Below are 14,005 nucleotides of genomic sequence, written 5' to 3' on the forward strand. Positions count from 1 at the left end.
TCCATGAGCACGGTAAGCGTCAAATCCGACCGTCCTTCCGCTCTCGCGGAGTTCTGGTATTATTTCTCTCGCAACAAAGGGGCCGTCATCGGTCTTGCGATCTTCCTTTTCGTCCTGTTTCTGGCGATCTTCGCCAGTCTCGTAGCGCCGCATAATCCCGATATTGCCTATGGCAGCGACATGCAGCGTCTGCCGCCCGCCTGGGCGGAGGGCAGCAACAGCAGTTTCCTTCTCGGCACCGATGCCAACGGACGCGATCTCCTGTCGCGTCTCATCTACGGCACGCGCTTCTCGCTGTTCATCGGCCTCGTCGTTGCTTCGCTTTCGGCGATCGTCGGCATTTTGATCGGACTTGTCGCTGGCTACGCCCGTGGTCGCATCGACACGATCATCATGCGTGTCATGGACATCATTCTTGCGGTTCCGTCGCTGCTGCTTGCCCTGGTGCTCGTGGCAATCCTGGGTCCGGGCCTGATCAACGCGATGATCGCGATCTCGATTGTCAACCAGCCGCATTTCGTCCGTCTGACGCGCGCCTCCGTCATGGCCGAGCGCGACAAGGAATATGTCATCGCCTCACGGGTTGCCGGCGCGGGCCATCTGCGGCTGATGTTCAAGACCATACTTCCGAATTGTCTGGGTCCGCTGATCGTACAGGCCACACTCGCCTTCTCGGCTGCCATTCTCGAAGCCGCGGCGCTCGGCTTTCTCGGTCAAGGCGCGCAGCCGCCGACGCCCGAATGGGGCACGATGCTCGCCGACTCGCGTGAATTCTTCCAGAGCAACCCTTGGCTCGTAACTTTCCCCGGTCTCTGCATCCTGATCACGGTGCTCGCCATCAACCTGATGGGCGACGGCCTGCGTGATGCCTTCGACCCGAAGCTGAAGAGGTCGTAATGGCACTCCTCGATATTGAAAACCTCTCCGTCGAATTCCAGACCTCGTCCGGCCTGTTCCGGGCCGTCGATGGCGTCTCGCTGACATGCGACAAGGGCGAAATTCTCTCGATCGTCGGCGAATCCGGTTCCGGCAAGTCGGTCTCCATGCTTGCCATGATGGGTCTTCTGCCCTGGACGGCGAAAATCACCGCCGACCGCATGATGTTCGATGGCAAGGACCTGCGCGGCATCTCTTCGCGTCAGCGCCGCAAGATCATCGGCAAGGACATGGCCATGATCTTCCAGGAGCCGATGTCGAGCCTCAATCCGTGCTTTACGGTTGGCTTCCAGCTCGGCGAGACGCTCCGCATCCATATGGGTCTCGACCGCAAGGCGCGCCGCGAACGATCGATCGAGCTCTTGAATCTCGTCGGCATTCCTGCTCCCGCGGATCGCCTGTCGAACTTCCCGCATCAGATGTCCGGTGGCATGAGCCAGCGCGTCATGATCGCCATGGCGCTTGCCTGTAACCCGAAGCTCCTGATCGCCGATGAGCCCACGACCGCACTCGACGTGACGATCCAGGCACAGATCCTCGACCTGCTCGTGCGTCTGCAGCGGGAGCAGGGCATGGCGCTCGTCCTCATTACCCATGACATGGGCGTCGTCGCCGAAACGGCGGAGCGCGTACAGGTGCAATATGCCGGTCAGAAGGTCGAGGAGCAGCCGGTCAAGGAGCTCTTCCGGGACCCGCATCATCCCTATACGGCAGCTCTTCTTTCGGCTCTGCCGGAGCGCGCCGAAGTCGGCGAGCGCCTGCCGTCGATCGCCGGCGTCGTTCCCGGTCAGCACGATCGGCCGACGGGTTGTCTCTTTGCGCCGCGCTGCTCCTTTGCAACGCCGGAATGCGACAAGGGCGTGAGGCGTCAGGGGCCTGAACTGGGCGTCGCCCTATGCAATTATCCGCTGGAACATGGCAAGCCGCTCGGCCATCCCGGCATTGCCGCCACCCAAAAAGCAGGAGGTGCCGCATGACCGGCGCTGTTCTCGAAGGGCGCGATCTCGCCCGCTTCTACACCGTCAAGCGCGGCACCTTCAAACCGGAAGCAACGGTCAAGGCGCTGAACGGCGTCAGCTTCAGCCTGCAGTCGGGCCGCACGCTCGCTGTCGTCGGCGAATCCGGTTGCGGAAAATCGACACTTGCTCGCCTCGTGACGATGATCGAAAATCCGACGGCCGGCGAATTGCTGATCGACGGCAAGCCTGCCAGGCTCGGCGACCGCAGCCTGCGCAGCGCCGTGCAGATCGTGTTTCAGAACCCCTATGGCTCGCTCAACCCGCGCCAGAAGGTCGGCTCCATCCTGGAAGAGCCGCTGAAGATCAACACGGATGACGATGCCGCCACCCGACGCCGAAAGGTGGAGGAAATGATGGCACGCGTCGGCCTGCGCCCGGAGCACTATGATCGCTATCCGCATATGTTTTCAGGCGGCCAGCGCCAGCGCATCGCCATCGCGCGAGCCCTGATGCTGCGGCCGAAGGTCCTGGTGCTCGACGAGCCGGTGTCCGCGCTCGATCTGTCCATCCAGGCACAGGTCCTGAACCTGCTGATGGATCTGCAGAAGGAGATGGGGCTTGCTTATCTGTTCATCTCGCATGGCCTCTCCGTCGTCCGTCACATCGCAGACGACGTGATGGTCATGTATCTCGGACGCCCGGTGGAAACCGGCACCGCGGACGAGGTCTTCAGCCGGCCGCGCCATCCCTATACCGCCGCCCTTCTGTCGGCGACGCCGATCGCCGATCCGGATCGCGAAAAGAACCGTATCCGCCTGCAGGGCGAACTGCCGTCGCCGCTCAATCCGCCGAAAGGGTGCCACTTCAATCCGCGCTGCTGGCGTGCCCAGGACAAGTGCCGGCAGGTCGATCCGCAGCTTGCGGGAGAGGGAACGCATAAATTTTCCTGTTTCTTTCCGTTGGATTGATCCAAGTTGCGAGTCGGGCAGATGTCGCTTTGCCGCGCCTTTCTGCCTGGCGCCTCACCCCAACCCTCTCCCCGCATCCGGGAGAGGGGGCCGATCTCGCACGGAGCTGGCTTGTCTTAGTCCTGGCCGCCGATTGGCTTGCTTGGTCTTCTCTCGCCACGTTTACAGCGAGAGGGTTAGGGTGAGGGGCCAGGCACCGAGATGCGTCAGTGGCGGATCCCGCCTGACAGTTATTATCGGCCATGATCCAAGGCGGAAAACAACATGAACGAACAATCCAAGACGCCCCTTGCCATCATCGTCATGGGTGTGAGCGGCAGTGGCAAATCCTCGATCGGTGAGGGTGTCGCGGCCAAGCTTGGCATCCATTTCATCGAAGGCGATGCTCTGCATCCGGCGGCCAATGTCGAGAAGATGAGCAAGGGCATCCCGCTGACGGATGAGGATCGCTGGCCCTGGCTGGAAAAGATCGGCCGGGAAATATCGGCAAGCCTTGCGAAAGGCGAGGGCGTTGCCGTTACCTGCTCGGCGCTGAAGCGCATCTATCGCGAGCGTCTGCGAGCTGCCGCCGGCGGCCATCTCTATTTCATCTACCTTGAAGGCTCGAAAGAGCTGCTGACGAAGCGCATGGGCGAGCGCAAGGGGCATTTCATGCCGACCTCGCTGCTTGAAAGCCAGCTGCAGACGCTGGAAGTGCCGACGGGCGAGCCCGGCGTCGTCACCGTCGATATCGACGCCACGATCGAAGAGATCGTCGATGCCTCTGTCAAAAGCCTTCGGGCGATCCTCTAAGCTAAAGGCTCAGGGTGCAAACCGGCTCGGGGCGTAAGCCGAAATATCGATAAACGGCGTCTCGCCGGTGATGAGCTCGGCGAGCACGCGGCCGGTCACAGGCCCGAGCGTCAGCCCGTGATGGGCGTGCCCGAAGGCGAACCACAAGCCGTTGTGGCGCGGCGCCTTGCCGATGATCGGCATCATGTCCGGCGTGCAGGGGCGCGCCCCCATCCAGGGTTCCGGGTCGAGCCGTTCGCCGAGCGGGAAGGCGGTGCGTGCGACGGCCTCGGCGCGGTCCAGCTGGACCGGCGTTTTCGGAGCATCGCGCAGGGCGAATTCGGCGCCTGTCGTCAGCCGGACGCCGCGGCTCATCGGCGCCAGCAGATAGCCGCGCTCGGCATCCAGCGTCCAGTTGTTGAGGATGGCATTGCCCTCGGTGGCATAATGCATGTGGTAGCCGCGCTTGACGCCGAGCGGGAAAGCATAGCCGAAGCGTTTCGTCACGATATCGGCCCAGGGGCCGAGTGCCACGACGACATCCTCCGCCTCGATCGATCCTTCCGCCGTCACCATTCTCCAGGCCTTGCCGGCCATGCCGAGCGAGACCGCATTCCCGGTCGTCACACGCCCGCCAATGCTTTCGAAATATCGCCGATAGGCGGCCGTCAGCCCATGCGGGTCGAGCACCGACCAGGGATCGCGCCAGCGAAGCGCGCCGGCAAAATCGCCCCTCAGATGCGGCTCCATGGTTGCGATCTCCGCGCTGCTCAATGCGTCGTAACCGATCCCGAATTCACGGCTGAGCCGCTCTGCCTCGGCAAATTCGGCGTCGCGCTTTTCACTCGAACGGAACAGCTCCACCCAACCGTTCTTGCGAATGAGCTCTTCGGCATGCGAGGCTTCGATGAGGTCGTTGTGCTCGCTGACGGAATGCTCGATCAGCGGCGCATAGGCGCGTGAGATCATCTCGTGGCGCTTGGTGTTGGAGTTCCACCAATAGCGCGCGAGGAAGGCGATCTGCGCCGGCAGGGCACGCAGATGGTAATGCGCGTCGATGCGGTTGTTGAAGGCATAGCGCAGCAGCAGGCCGAATTGCTGTGGAAAGCCATAGGGCACCACGCCCTCCCGCTGAATAAGGCCGGCGTTGCCGAAGGATGTTTCCCGGCCGGGATCCCCCCTGTCGACGAGAGTGACCTGCCGTCCCCGCCGCTGCAGATGGATTGCCGTCGAAACGCCGACGATGCCCGCGCCGAGAACGATTGCGTCCTTTGTCATCTTATCCTGCTATCCGCATGCTCATGCATTGCCGTCCGGTCGTTCCGCATAGCCTGACCGAACTCTAAGCATCGAAAATGCCTGCCAAATTTCTGCGGCGCAATTGAAAAATGCGGTCAGGCCCTACTCTGTTTCAGGCCGGCGTTTTCGGCGCGGATGCGGATCGCAAGAATGATGCCGTTGAGAAGAGAAAAGATCGCGGCATAGAGCGGCAGCCCAAAGGCAAGCGGCAACACCGCGATCTCGCCGACGACGACCGCATAGTTCGGATGGCTGAGGAAGCGATAGGGGCCTTTGGTCACGGGAGCCACGCCGGGCAGTGTGATGATGCGTGTCGTCCAGCGTTCCCTCAGCGTCGCCAGGACCCAAAGGCGCAATCCCTGAAGCATCATGAACAGCACGAACCAGGCGGGATCGACTGGCCGGCCGATGGCGAGAAACCACAATCCGAGCAGCCAGGCCGCGTGCATCGCCACCATGAAGGGATAGTGTTCCCTCGCATATTCCCGTGCGCCACGCGCCAGCAGGGCGGCGGTGTTGCGCCTGGAATAGACGAGCTCCGCCAGCCGTTGCAGCGTCACGAAGGTAAGAAGCGCGATCGATAGCCAAAGCATCAGGCAACTCTCCTCAAGGTAATGCAGCTTGCCGAAAATCCCGGCCCCATGGCGAGTAGGGCGGAACGCTCCGGCAAGCCGGCCGCAATGGCCCGCTCCAGTACGAACAGCACGGTGGGAGAGGACATGTTGCCGTAATCGCGGATCACCTCGCGTTCGATATCGAGCGAGCCCTCTTCAAGGCCGAGTGCGCTTTCGAGCGCCGCCAACACCTTGGCACCGCCGGGATGGCAGATGAAGCGGTCGATATCGGAGATCAAAAGCCGGGATCGCTCCAGAATGCCGGCAACGGCGCCTCTGAGATGGGTCTCGGCAAAGACCGGCAGCGATTGTTCGAGGATGATGCCGAAGCCGGTATCGTCGATCTTCCAGCCCATGATGCCGAGACTGTCGGGGAAGAGATGTTCGCCCGTCGATTCGATCTCTGCGATGCCGCTCTCGCCGGCTCGCAGCACGCAGGCCGCCGCTCCGTCGCCGAACAGCGCGGTGGCTATGATGTTGGGCCGTGTGAGTTCGTCCAGCCGAAAGGCAAGGGAGCAAAGTTCGATTGCGATGAAAAGCACGACGGCTCCCGGCCGGCTCCTTGCCATCTTCGTCGCGGCGGCAAGACCGGATACGCCGGCTGCGCAGCCGAGTCCGAAGATCGGCACACGCTCGATATCGCTGCGGAAGCCCATCGAGCCGGCAAGCCGCGCGTCCAGGCTCGGCGTCGCAAGTCCGGTCGATGAGGCTGTCACAACGCAGTCCACATGCCTCGCCTCAAGTCCGGCGCGTTGCAGCGCCGCAGTCGCCGTCCGGCGGAAAAGCTCCGAGGCCACCTCCGTATAGGCGGCCATGCGGTCCTGCCAGCCATGCGGCTCTTCGAACCAGGAAAGCGGCCGCGCCACGTGACGCTTACGAATGCCGGTGCTTTCGAACACGCGGGCTAGATATTTGAAGTCTTGAAAGCGGTCCGAGAACAGGCGCGCCGCTGTCTCGGCGGCGTCCGTCTGGAGGATGATGTTATCGGGCGTTGTGACAGCGAGGCTTAGAAGTTTGACGGTATCAGTCACGAGTTTCTCCTGTGCCTTTGAGGGGCATGGGACGAAAACACGCGATGACGAGGGTCTATTCGGTGCCAAAGCGGTCACGAAAGAGTGACAGCGTCGCGGTATGGTGTGTGTCAAAAAAATCTGACCACCGTCCGAATAAATGATGCTGGTGGTGTGTTCTCCCCTCGCAACGTTCATTTTGCCAAGGAGACATTCCATGACGACCAAAGCATTTCGCCTGGCTTCCATCGCTCTCGGCGCAAGCCTGACCCTCGGCGCCTTCGCCATCCCCGTCTTCGCCGCCGGCGACGATTCCAGCACGACGCCGACCTGCAAGAAGGGCGAGATCTACGATCAGAAGGCGAAGAAATGCGTCAAGCAGCAGAGCGCCAATGTCACGGACGAAAACCGCGCCGACTACGCCTATTCGCTCGCCAAGAAGGATCATCGCTACGAGGAAGCCCTGGCGGTCCTCGACACCATGAAGAACCCGAATACGGCAGAAGCGCTGAACTATCGCGGCTACGTAACCCGCAAGCTCGGCCGCACGGACGAAGGCATCTCCTACTACCAGAAGGCTGTCGCCATGGACCCGAAGTATACGCTGGTCCGCGAATATCTCGGCGAAGCCTATGTCATCAAGGGGCGGATGGACCTCGCAAAGGACCAGCTAAACACGATCAAGACGCTCTGCGGCAATACGAGCTGTGAGGAATATCGCGATCTTCACGCTGCGATCATGAACCCGTCCAGCCTGTAACCGCAGGTCACGGCCGGGATGAAGATGATAGGCAGGGAGCTTTGCGAGGGATATGGGAGTGATGCCGGTCGCTCGTGGTGCAATTTCTGTCTATAGTCTGACGGCAACGGAGCCGCCGAAAGGATCGGCGGCTCCCGGACATGCGAAAGCGGCGGAGGATGTCATAGCGAGCGAAGAGGATATCAGGGTGGGCCTGTCCCAACATCTGACGCGGCTGTGGCGCTATGGTGTCGTGTTGTCGCGCCAGCGCGACGTGGCCGACGATCTTGTGCAGGCGACCTGCGTCAGGGCCCTGGAGCGAGCGGCTCAATTCACATCGGGCACGCGGCTCGATCGCTGGCTCTTTGCCATCCTGCATTCGATTTGGCTGAACGAGGTCCGTTCGCGCCGGGTGCGCATGGGGCAGGGCTTTGTCGATGCCGACGAGACGCTGGTTTTCGACGGAGCACGCGAGACCGAAACGCATATTTTGGCCGGGCAGGTGTTGCAGCGCGTGCAAGCCCTGCCGGAGGCGCAACGCACCGCGGTGTTCCTGGCCTATGTCGAAGGGCTTTCCTATCGCGAGGTGGCCGAGGTTCTCGATGTGCCGATCGGGACAGTCATGAGCCGGCTCGCGGCGGCGCGGGCGAAACTCGCCGAGGGGATGGAAGTGGCGGCTGACGGAAAATCGTCCGGAGGTGAGCGACTGGGGAATAGAAATGAGTGAATTGCATAAAGGACAGATGCCCTCGGACGAGCAGCTCACCGCCTTCATCGATGGCGAGTTGGATGCTGCCGAGCGCGAGCGGATCGAACGATTGATCGCCGACGACGTGCGCGTGGCGGAGCGATTCGATTTTCTGTCGCGCGGCACCTTGCCCTTCGCGGAGGCATTCCAGCCGATGCTTAGCCAGGCGCCGGCTGCGAAGCTGGATGCCATGCTTGCCGGCATTCCCTCGAGAGACGAGAGCAGAGTCCGCACCGGCGGTATCGGCCGCCGTGGTTTCCTTGCGGCCCTTGCCGCAAGCTTCGTTGCCGCCATTGCCGTCGATCGTGCCGTGATCGGCATCGGCCACCGGCTTTCGAAGCCGGACGAAGCTAACGAATGGCGTGCCGTGGTGGCGGAATATCTTTCGCTCTACACGGCGGATACGCTGAGCGCTCCGGCCGGCGATCACGCGCAACAAGTTGCGCAATTGAATGAAGTCGGGGCCAGATTGGATCTGTCGCTGGTGCCCGAAGCGATTGCCATGCCGGGCATAGAGTTCAAGCGTGCTCAGATCCTGAACTATGATGGCAAGTCACTCGCCCAGATCGCCTATCTCGACCCGGAGAGCGGCCCGATGGCGCTCTGCATCGTCCGATCCGCCACGGGTGCGGCCGCGCCGGATGTGGAAAACCGCAAGGGCATGAATGTCGTCTATTGGTCGAGCGCTACCCACGCCTTCATGCTGATCGGGCATGCGCCGATCGAGCGGATGGAGCAACTTGCGGCTGATGTCAGGGCGCATCTGGTCGCCTGAGGGCTGTTTGGTGGGCGACTAAAACGGCCTGATTCAAAAAGAATTTGGCGAAAACCCATCCTGCTGGTATTCTTTGCCCAACGAAAATCGAACGAGCGCCAGCAGCATACCCTCAAGGGCCTTGCGCGGCGCGGTGGAAAAGATACGTGAGTGACCCCGACAGCGGCCTGACGCCGCAGGCAGACGGGGCGTCGGCAGCAGAGCGCAGGAAGGGTAAATCCTCCCGGCGCGCGAAGCGTAAGCGCGGTCATGGCCGCCCGAACGCTCATTCTGCGGAGGCCATCCAGGCAGGCAAGTCCAGCCAGGTGGCGCAACGCCCAGCAGAGGATGAGGCCGGCTCCCCGGCCAAAAAGCGCAAGCGCCGGCGCCGTGCACGCGCAGCCCAAGGTGGCGCGCAGCCTGCTTTCCAGACACAGCAGCTTTTGGCATCGGCGGAGCATCGCTCGCCCGATCATGCCCATCCGTCTTCGCATAAAAGCGGCAAGAACCGGCGCAAGCATCGCAGCAAGCGTGGCCTGCAGGGCCGGCCTCTGGTGCATGAGAAAGTGGCGCAGATCGTCGCTCCTGCTAGTGCGCCTTCGAACGCGCATGTGCCAGTGGCCCATGACGATCATCGCCAGAACCGCCAATCGCAGCCGCGCCGCGAAGGGCAGGGGCAACATCACCACTATGCCGACGCCGATTCCCGGCCGCTCGACCTCTATGCCGCCCTCGATCTCGGCACCAACAATTGCCGCCTGCTGATTGCGCAGCCGACCCGCCCCGGCCAGTTCCGGGTGGTCGATGCGTTTTCCCGCATCGTGCGCCTCGGTGAGGGGCTCGGTGCCAGCGGACGTCTGTCGAGCGATGCCATGGATCGCGCCGTTGAGGCGCTGCGCATCTGTGCGGCCAAGCTGAAGACGCGCGAAATCCGCCGCATGCGGCTGATCGCGACCGAAGCCTGCCGTGCCGCCGCCAATGGCGAAGCCTTCCTTGCACGTGTGACGGAAGAGACGGGATTGCGGCTCGAGATCATCGACCGCGAAACCGAAGCTCGGCTTGCCGTCTCGGGCTGCTCGTCGCTCGTCGGGCCGGAGGCGCGCTCCGTGGTGCTGTTCGATATCGGCGGCGGCTCTTCGGAAATTGCCGTCATCCGCATCGGTGAGAATCGCTCCAGCCGGCTTGCCAATCACATCACCCATTGGACCTCGCTGCCGGTCGGCGTGGTTACGCTTTCGGAGCGGCATGGCGGTCGCGACGTGACGCCGGAACTATTCGAGACGATGGTCTGCGAAGTTCAGCGCATGCTCGAGCGCTTCGATTGCCCGCCGGTGCATGGCGCAGCGCGGGACAGCGGCGATTTCCATCTGATCGGCACCTCCGGCACGGTGACGACCCTTGCCGGCGTTCATCTCGATCTGCCGCGTTACGATCGGCGCAGGGTCGACGGCGTCTGGCTTTCGGACGATGAAGTGAGCGCGATGCAGGCCAAGCTCCTGTCCTGGGATTTTGCCGGACGCGCCGCCAACCCGTGTATCGGGCCGGATCGCGCCGATCTGGTACTGGCAGGCTGCGCCATTCTGGAGGCGATTCGCCGCCGCTGGCCGAGCCCTCGCATGCGCGTTGCCGACCGCGGCCTGCGCGAGGGATTGCTGACCGACATGATGGCAGACGATGGTGTTTGGCGGCGGGGCCGCTCGCGCCGGGGTCATCGACCGAGGGATATGAAGGGGCCGCAGACGTGACCAAGCCAACCATCGCCGGCAACCGCACGGGCCGCAAGCTCGGCCAGCGCGTCAAGAAAAAGAAGCTGAAGGCTTCGTCGCGCCAATGGCTGCAGCGCCATATCAACGATCCCTATGTGCAGCGCGCCCAGCTCGAAGGCTATCGCGCCCGCGCCGCCTTCAAGCTGCTGGAGATCGACGAGAAGCATCAGATCCTGAAGGGTGCTCGACGCATCATCGATCTGGGTGCGGCTCCGGGCAGCTGGTCGCAGATTGCCGCCAAGGTAACCGACTCGACCGAGGAGGATATCCGCGTCGCCGCCATCGACTTCCTCGAAATGGCGCCGATTCCCGGCGTCAGCGTCCTGCAGCTCGATTTCCTCGATCCGACAGCGCCGCAGCGGCTGATCGAAGCCGTCGGCGGCACGCCGGATTTGGTAATATCCGATATGGCGGCGCCAACGACCGGCCATCACCGCACCGACCATCTGCGAACCATGCATCTCTGCGAAGTGGCAGCCCACTTCGCCGTCGAGGTGCTTGCCGAAGGCGGGCATTTCCTAGCCAAGACCTTCCAGGGCGGTACGGAGCGCGACCTGCTGACTTTCCTCAAGCAGAATTTCCGTCAGGTCATCCATGTAAAGCCCGGCGCATCCAGAGCCGAGTCGGTGGAGATGTTCCTGCTGGCGAAAGGCTTCAAGGGCCGCAAGCGGGAAGACCAGGCGGAAGAAGAGCACTCCGCCGCCGAGCGTTAAATCTGAGCACTTCTTCATCGAAGGACAGACGCCATCAAGCACCGGCTTAGCGGTGCCTGACAAGGCTCGTGTCGTTATTTGGCAGCCGTCTGCTCCACCTGTGGCTGCAGCGCTGCCACACGCTTGAGGCCGGCCTTGTGGCCGGAAACCATGGCGCCGGCGCTGCGATCCATCCGGATGAAGGGGATGGTGGCAAGCACGGTCAGGATCGAGATGCAGAAGAATGCGATGTGGAAATCGCGAACCTGCAGCTCCGTGCCGCTGAAGAAGGTCGAGGCTTCCAGGATCAGGGCGGCGACGGCGACGCCAAGCGCAAGACTGATCTGCTGCATGACCGAGCTCATCGATGTCGCCTGGCTCGCCTGCTTGTCGCTGATATCGGCAAAGGCGAGCGCATTGATGCCGGTGAAGAAGAACGAGCGCGAGAAGCCGCCGATCAGCAGGACGCCGACGATGATGAGATGCGGCGTCCACGGCTGGAAAAGGCCGGTGCAGATCGTCGTGGCCGTGGTAACGGCGGCAGCCGAAAGCAGTGCCGTCTTGAAGCCGACGGCGGTAAAGACGCGGCGCGCGATGAACTTGGTGGAGATCGCGCCGATCGCACCGGCAAAGGTGATGAGGCCGGACTGGAATGGATTGAGGCCGAACCCCAGCTGCAGCATCAGCGGCGTCAGGAACGGCATGGCGCCGATGCAGATGCGAAATAGCGTGCCGCCTGTCACCGAGGCGCGGAAGGTGGCATTTTTCAGCAGCGACAGGTCCAGAATCGGCGCCGGGTGCCGGCGCGCGTGGCCGATATAAACAATGCCGCAGACAAAGCCGATAATGACGGCCGAGATGCCTATATAGGACGGCAGCGCCGGCAGGCTGATGACAGACATGCCGAAGACGACGCCGGAAGCTGCAAAAGATGTCAAAAGGAAACCGACGACATCGAGCTTCGGCGGCTTGGTCGCGTCCACTTCAGGCAGGAAGATGGACGCCAAGATGACGCCGAGGATGCCGACGGGCACGTTGATCAGGAAGATCCAGTGCCAGGAAGCATAGGTGGTGATGAAGCCGCCGAGCGGCGGGCCGGCAAGCGGACCGACGAGCGCGGGAATCGAAAGCAGCGCCATGGCGGAAACGAGATCGCTCTTCCGCGTGGTGCGCACCAGCACGAGCCGCCCGACCGGCGTCATCATCGAGCCGCCGACCCCCTGCAGGAAGCGGGCGAAGACGAACTCCAGCAGGCCGCCGGAAAAGGCGCACATGATGGAGCCGATGACGAAGACGCAGATGGCGACGCGGAAAATGCTCTTCGCGCCGAAGCGATCCGCCATCCAGCCGCTGATCGGGATGAAGACGGCGAGCGACACCATGTAAGAGGTCAGCGCCAGCTTGAGCGTGATCGGACCGACATGGAGATCGTTGGCGATGGCCGGCAGCGCTGTCGCGATGACGGTGGAATCCATCTGTTCCATGAAGAGTGCGACGGCAAGGATCAATGGAACGATGCGATTCATAGGCATGTGCCTTGATTGGTCTGTCTTCGGAAAGCCGTCGCTCAGGGCGCGATCAGCCGCTCTGTAGTCTTATGCGAGGCTGCTGCCAATCCCCGATTTCGCCCCATGGACGACAGAGGATCACGTCTTCGTGATGTCCGCCAGCGCAGGGCATGGAAAGCAGGATTTGACATATGCTAAGAGCATGGAAATGCTAAGCGCATAAAACGGTGCCGGTGTATTAGCGGATTCGGATCGTCCTGTCATGACCAATTTTTCGGTCAAGCAGCATGCTTCCAGGGCCGTCGCCGCAGACGATGTCGATAGGCGCAGCTTACGCTGCGCATCAGCACAAGGAGTAAGATCATGACGGCTGTCCCGCCCCCAGAGACGCATCAGTTCAAATTGGGATCCTGCACCATCACCGTCGTCAAGGACGGCGCCAGCGTCATGGACAATCCCTGGGAGACTTTCGGCACAAACCAGACGCCCGATACGGTTCGCAAGCTGCTGGAGCAGAATTTCCTGCCGACGGAAAAGCTCGTGAACAGCTATGCGCCCGCCATCATCGACACCGGCGCCGACGTCATCGTCGTCGATACCGGCTTTGGCGCAGCCGGACGCGCGCGTGGCCTGGGCCGTTTTCGCGAGGGGCTGAAGGCGGTCGGCTACACGCCCGAGCAGGTCACCATCGTTGCGCTCACCCATCTGCATGGCGATCATATCAACGGATTGATGGAGGAGGACGGCCCGGCCTTTCCGAACGCCCGCTACGTTGCCGGCGAGATCGAGTATGGGTTCTGGACTGACAAGGCACGCGAGGGGACTCCAGCGGAGGGCGGGCATAAGGCTGTGCTTACCAATGTCGTGCCGTTCGCCGAGAAAATGACCTTGCTAAAGGATGGTGACCAGATCGTCAGCGGCATGACCGTAATGCTCGCGCCCGGCCACACGCCCGGCCATCTCGTCTTCCATTTAGAATCTGCGGGCAGGCAGCTCGTCATGACCGGCGACACGGCCAACCACTACGTCCTGTCGCTCGGCCGTCCGGACTGGGAAGTCCGCTTCGACATAGACAAGCCCCAGGCCGCCAAGACCCGCCGCCGCATCTTCGATATGATCGCTGCGGACCGCATTCCCTTCCTCGGCTTCCATATGCCTTTCCCCGCCGTGGGCTTCGTCGAGAAGCAGCCGGAAGGCTTCCGCTACGTTCCGAAAACCTATCAACTCGACCTCTGACAATT

14 protein-coding genes are annotated in these 14,005 nt (G+C 62.4%); 10 read left to right on the forward strand and 4 right to left on the reverse strand.

All coding sequences use genetic code 11. The features are described from left to right. Nucleotides 1-3: 3 nt before the first annotated feature. The 4 genes from C7U61_RS03295 to C7U61_RS03310 all read left to right on the forward strand — a co-directional run bounded on the left by C7U61_RS03295 (nt 4) and on the right by C7U61_RS03310 (nt 3,655). The gene (locus tag C7U61_RS03295; RefSeq protein WP_106996679.1) at nt 4-897 is read left to right on the forward strand and encodes an ABC transporter permease subunit; all 894 of its coding nucleotides are present in this window, start codon (nt 4-6) and stop codon (nt 895-897) included. After that, nucleotides 897-1,913 (forward strand): ABC transporter ATP-binding protein, encoded by a 1,017-nt coding sequence (locus C7U61_RS03300; RefSeq protein ID WP_106996680.1) that lies wholly within the window; start codon nt 897-899, stop codon nt 1,911-1,913. Before C7U61_RS03295 ends, C7U61_RS03300 begins: the two co-directional genes overlap by 1 nt. Further along, complete coding sequence (locus tag C7U61_RS03305; RefSeq protein WP_106996681.1) at nt 1,910-2,863, forward strand: peptide ABC transporter ATP-binding protein; 954 nt, start codon at nt 1,910-1,912, stop codon at nt 2,861-2,863. The genes C7U61_RS03300 and C7U61_RS03305 overlap by 4 nt, the downstream gene beginning before the upstream one ends. Before the next feature lie 264 nt (nt 2,864-3,127). Further along, nucleotides 3,128-3,655 (forward strand): gluconokinase, encoded by a 528-nt coding sequence (locus C7U61_RS03310; protein ID WP_106996682.1) that lies wholly within the window; start codon nt 3,128-3,130, stop codon nt 3,653-3,655. Between the two features lie 9 nt (nt 3,656-3,664). Here C7U61_RS03310 and C7U61_RS03315 read toward each other — a convergent pair whose 3' ends face one another. The 3 genes from C7U61_RS03315 to C7U61_RS03325 all read right to left on the reverse strand — a co-directional run bounded on the left by C7U61_RS03315 (nt 3,665) and on the right by C7U61_RS03325 (nt 6,578). Then, entirely contained in the window at nt 3,665-4,912 is a 1,248-nt protein-coding gene (locus tag C7U61_RS03315) for an FAD-binding oxidoreductase (protein WP_106996683.1), read from the reverse strand. Nucleotides 4,913-5,028: 116 nt separating this feature from the next. Beyond that, entirely contained in the window at nt 5,029-5,526 is a 498-nt protein-coding gene (locus C7U61_RS03320) for an isoprenylcysteine carboxylmethyltransferase family protein (protein ID WP_106996684.1), read from the reverse strand. After that, nucleotides 5,526-6,578 (reverse strand): type III polyketide synthase, encoded by a 1,053-nt coding sequence (locus C7U61_RS03325; RefSeq protein WP_106996685.1) that lies wholly within the window; start codon nt 6,576-6,578, stop codon nt 5,526-5,528. Before C7U61_RS03325 ends, C7U61_RS03320 begins: the two co-directional genes overlap by 1 nt. Nucleotides 6,579-6,774: 196 nt before the next feature. On the opposite strand from C7U61_RS03325, the gene C7U61_RS03330 reads away from it, so the two are divergent. The 5 genes from C7U61_RS03330 (at nt 6,775) to C7U61_RS03350 (ending at nt 11,277) form a co-directional block, all read left to right on the forward strand. Further along, nucleotides 6,775-7,317 (forward strand): tetratricopeptide repeat protein, encoded by a 543-nt coding sequence (locus C7U61_RS03330; protein ID WP_106996686.1) that lies wholly within the window; start codon nt 6,775-6,777, stop codon nt 7,315-7,317. A gap of 61 nt (nt 7,318-7,378) precedes the next feature. Continuing rightward, complete coding sequence (locus C7U61_RS03335; protein WP_245410724.1) at nt 7,379-8,023, forward strand: RNA polymerase sigma factor; 645 nt, start codon at nt 7,379-7,381, stop codon at nt 8,021-8,023. After that, the gene (locus tag C7U61_RS03340; protein ID WP_181315774.1) at nt 8,016-8,819 is read left to right on the forward strand and encodes an anti-sigma factor; all 804 of its coding nucleotides are present in this window, start codon (nt 8,016-8,018) and stop codon (nt 8,817-8,819) included. The genes C7U61_RS03335 and C7U61_RS03340 overlap by 8 nt, the downstream gene beginning before the upstream one ends. Nucleotides 8,820-8,965: 146 nt before the next feature. Next, the gene (locus C7U61_RS03345) at nt 8,966-10,543 is read left to right on the forward strand and encodes a Ppx/GppA phosphatase family protein (RefSeq protein ID WP_106996687.1); all 1,578 of its coding nucleotides are present in this window, start codon (nt 8,966-8,968) and stop codon (nt 10,541-10,543) included. Continuing rightward, entirely contained in the window at nt 10,540-11,277 is a 738-nt protein-coding gene (locus tag C7U61_RS03350; protein WP_106996688.1) for an RlmE family RNA methyltransferase, read from the forward strand. The genes C7U61_RS03345 and C7U61_RS03350 overlap by 4 nt, the downstream gene beginning before the upstream one ends. Before the next feature lie 74 nt (nt 11,278-11,351). Here the strand turns inward: C7U61_RS03350 and C7U61_RS03355 are convergent, their stop codons facing one another. Further along, nucleotides 11,352-12,782 carry a DHA2 family efflux MFS transporter permease subunit gene (locus C7U61_RS03355; RefSeq protein WP_106996689.1) on the reverse strand — a complete coding sequence of 477 codons (1,431 nt, stop codon included), beginning with the start codon at nt 12,780-12,782 and terminating at the stop codon, nt 11,352-11,354. A gap of 345 nt (nt 12,783-13,127) precedes the next feature. Between C7U61_RS03355 and C7U61_RS03360 the strand changes: the two genes are divergently transcribed. Then, entirely contained in the window at nt 13,128-14,000 is an 873-nt protein-coding gene (locus C7U61_RS03360) for an MBL fold metallo-hydrolase (RefSeq protein WP_106996690.1), read from the forward strand. The last annotated feature ends 5 nt before the right edge of the window (nt 14,001-14,005 follow it).

The organism is Rhizobium sp. JAB6 (assembly GCF_003024605.1).
Lineage (GTDB): Bacteria > Pseudomonadota > Alphaproteobacteria > Rhizobiales > Rhizobiaceae > Rhizobium.

What these genes read in the sequence shown, in the direction of transcription:
- C7U61_RS03335 (WP_245410724.1), top strand. Translation starts at nt 7,379, where the DNA reads ATGCCGGTCGCTCGTGGTGCAATTTCTGTCTATAGTCTGACGGCAACG.
- C7U61_RS03300 (WP_106996680.1), top strand. Translation starts at nt 897, where the DNA reads ATGGCACTCCTCGATATTGAAAACCTCTCCGTCGAATTCCAGACCTCG.
- C7U61_RS03295 (WP_106996679.1), top strand. Translation starts at nt 4, where the DNA reads ATGAGCACGGTAAGCGTCAAATCCGACCGTCCTTCCGCTCTCGCGGAG.
- C7U61_RS03305 (WP_106996681.1), top strand. Translation starts at nt 1,910, where the DNA reads ATGACCGGCGCTGTTCTCGAAGGGCGCGATCTCGCCCGCTTCTACACC.
- C7U61_RS03340 (WP_181315774.1), top strand. Translation starts at nt 8,016, where the DNA reads ATGAGTGAATTGCATAAAGGACAGATGCCCTCGGACGAGCAGCTCACC.
- C7U61_RS03315 (WP_106996683.1), bottom strand. Translation starts at nt 4,912, where the DNA reads ATGACAAAGGACGCAATCGTTCTCGGCGCGGGCATCGTCGGCGTTTCG.
- C7U61_RS03360 (WP_106996690.1), top strand. Translation starts at nt 13,128, where the DNA reads ATGACGGCTGTCCCGCCCCCAGAGACGCATCAGTTCAAATTGGGATCC.
- C7U61_RS03330 (WP_106996686.1), top strand. Translation starts at nt 6,775, where the DNA reads ATGACGACCAAAGCATTTCGCCTGGCTTCCATCGCTCTCGGCGCAAGC.
- C7U61_RS03355 (WP_106996689.1), bottom strand. Translation starts at nt 12,782, where the DNA reads ATGAATCGCATCGTTCCATTGATCCTTGCCGTCGCACTCTTCATGGAA.
- C7U61_RS03320 (WP_106996684.1), bottom strand. Translation starts at nt 5,526, where the DNA reads ATGCTTTGGCTATCGATCGCGCTTCTTACCTTCGTGACGCTGCAACGG.
- C7U61_RS03310 (WP_106996682.1), top strand. Translation starts at nt 3,128, where the DNA reads ATGAACGAACAATCCAAGACGCCCCTTGCCATCATCGTCATGGGTGTG.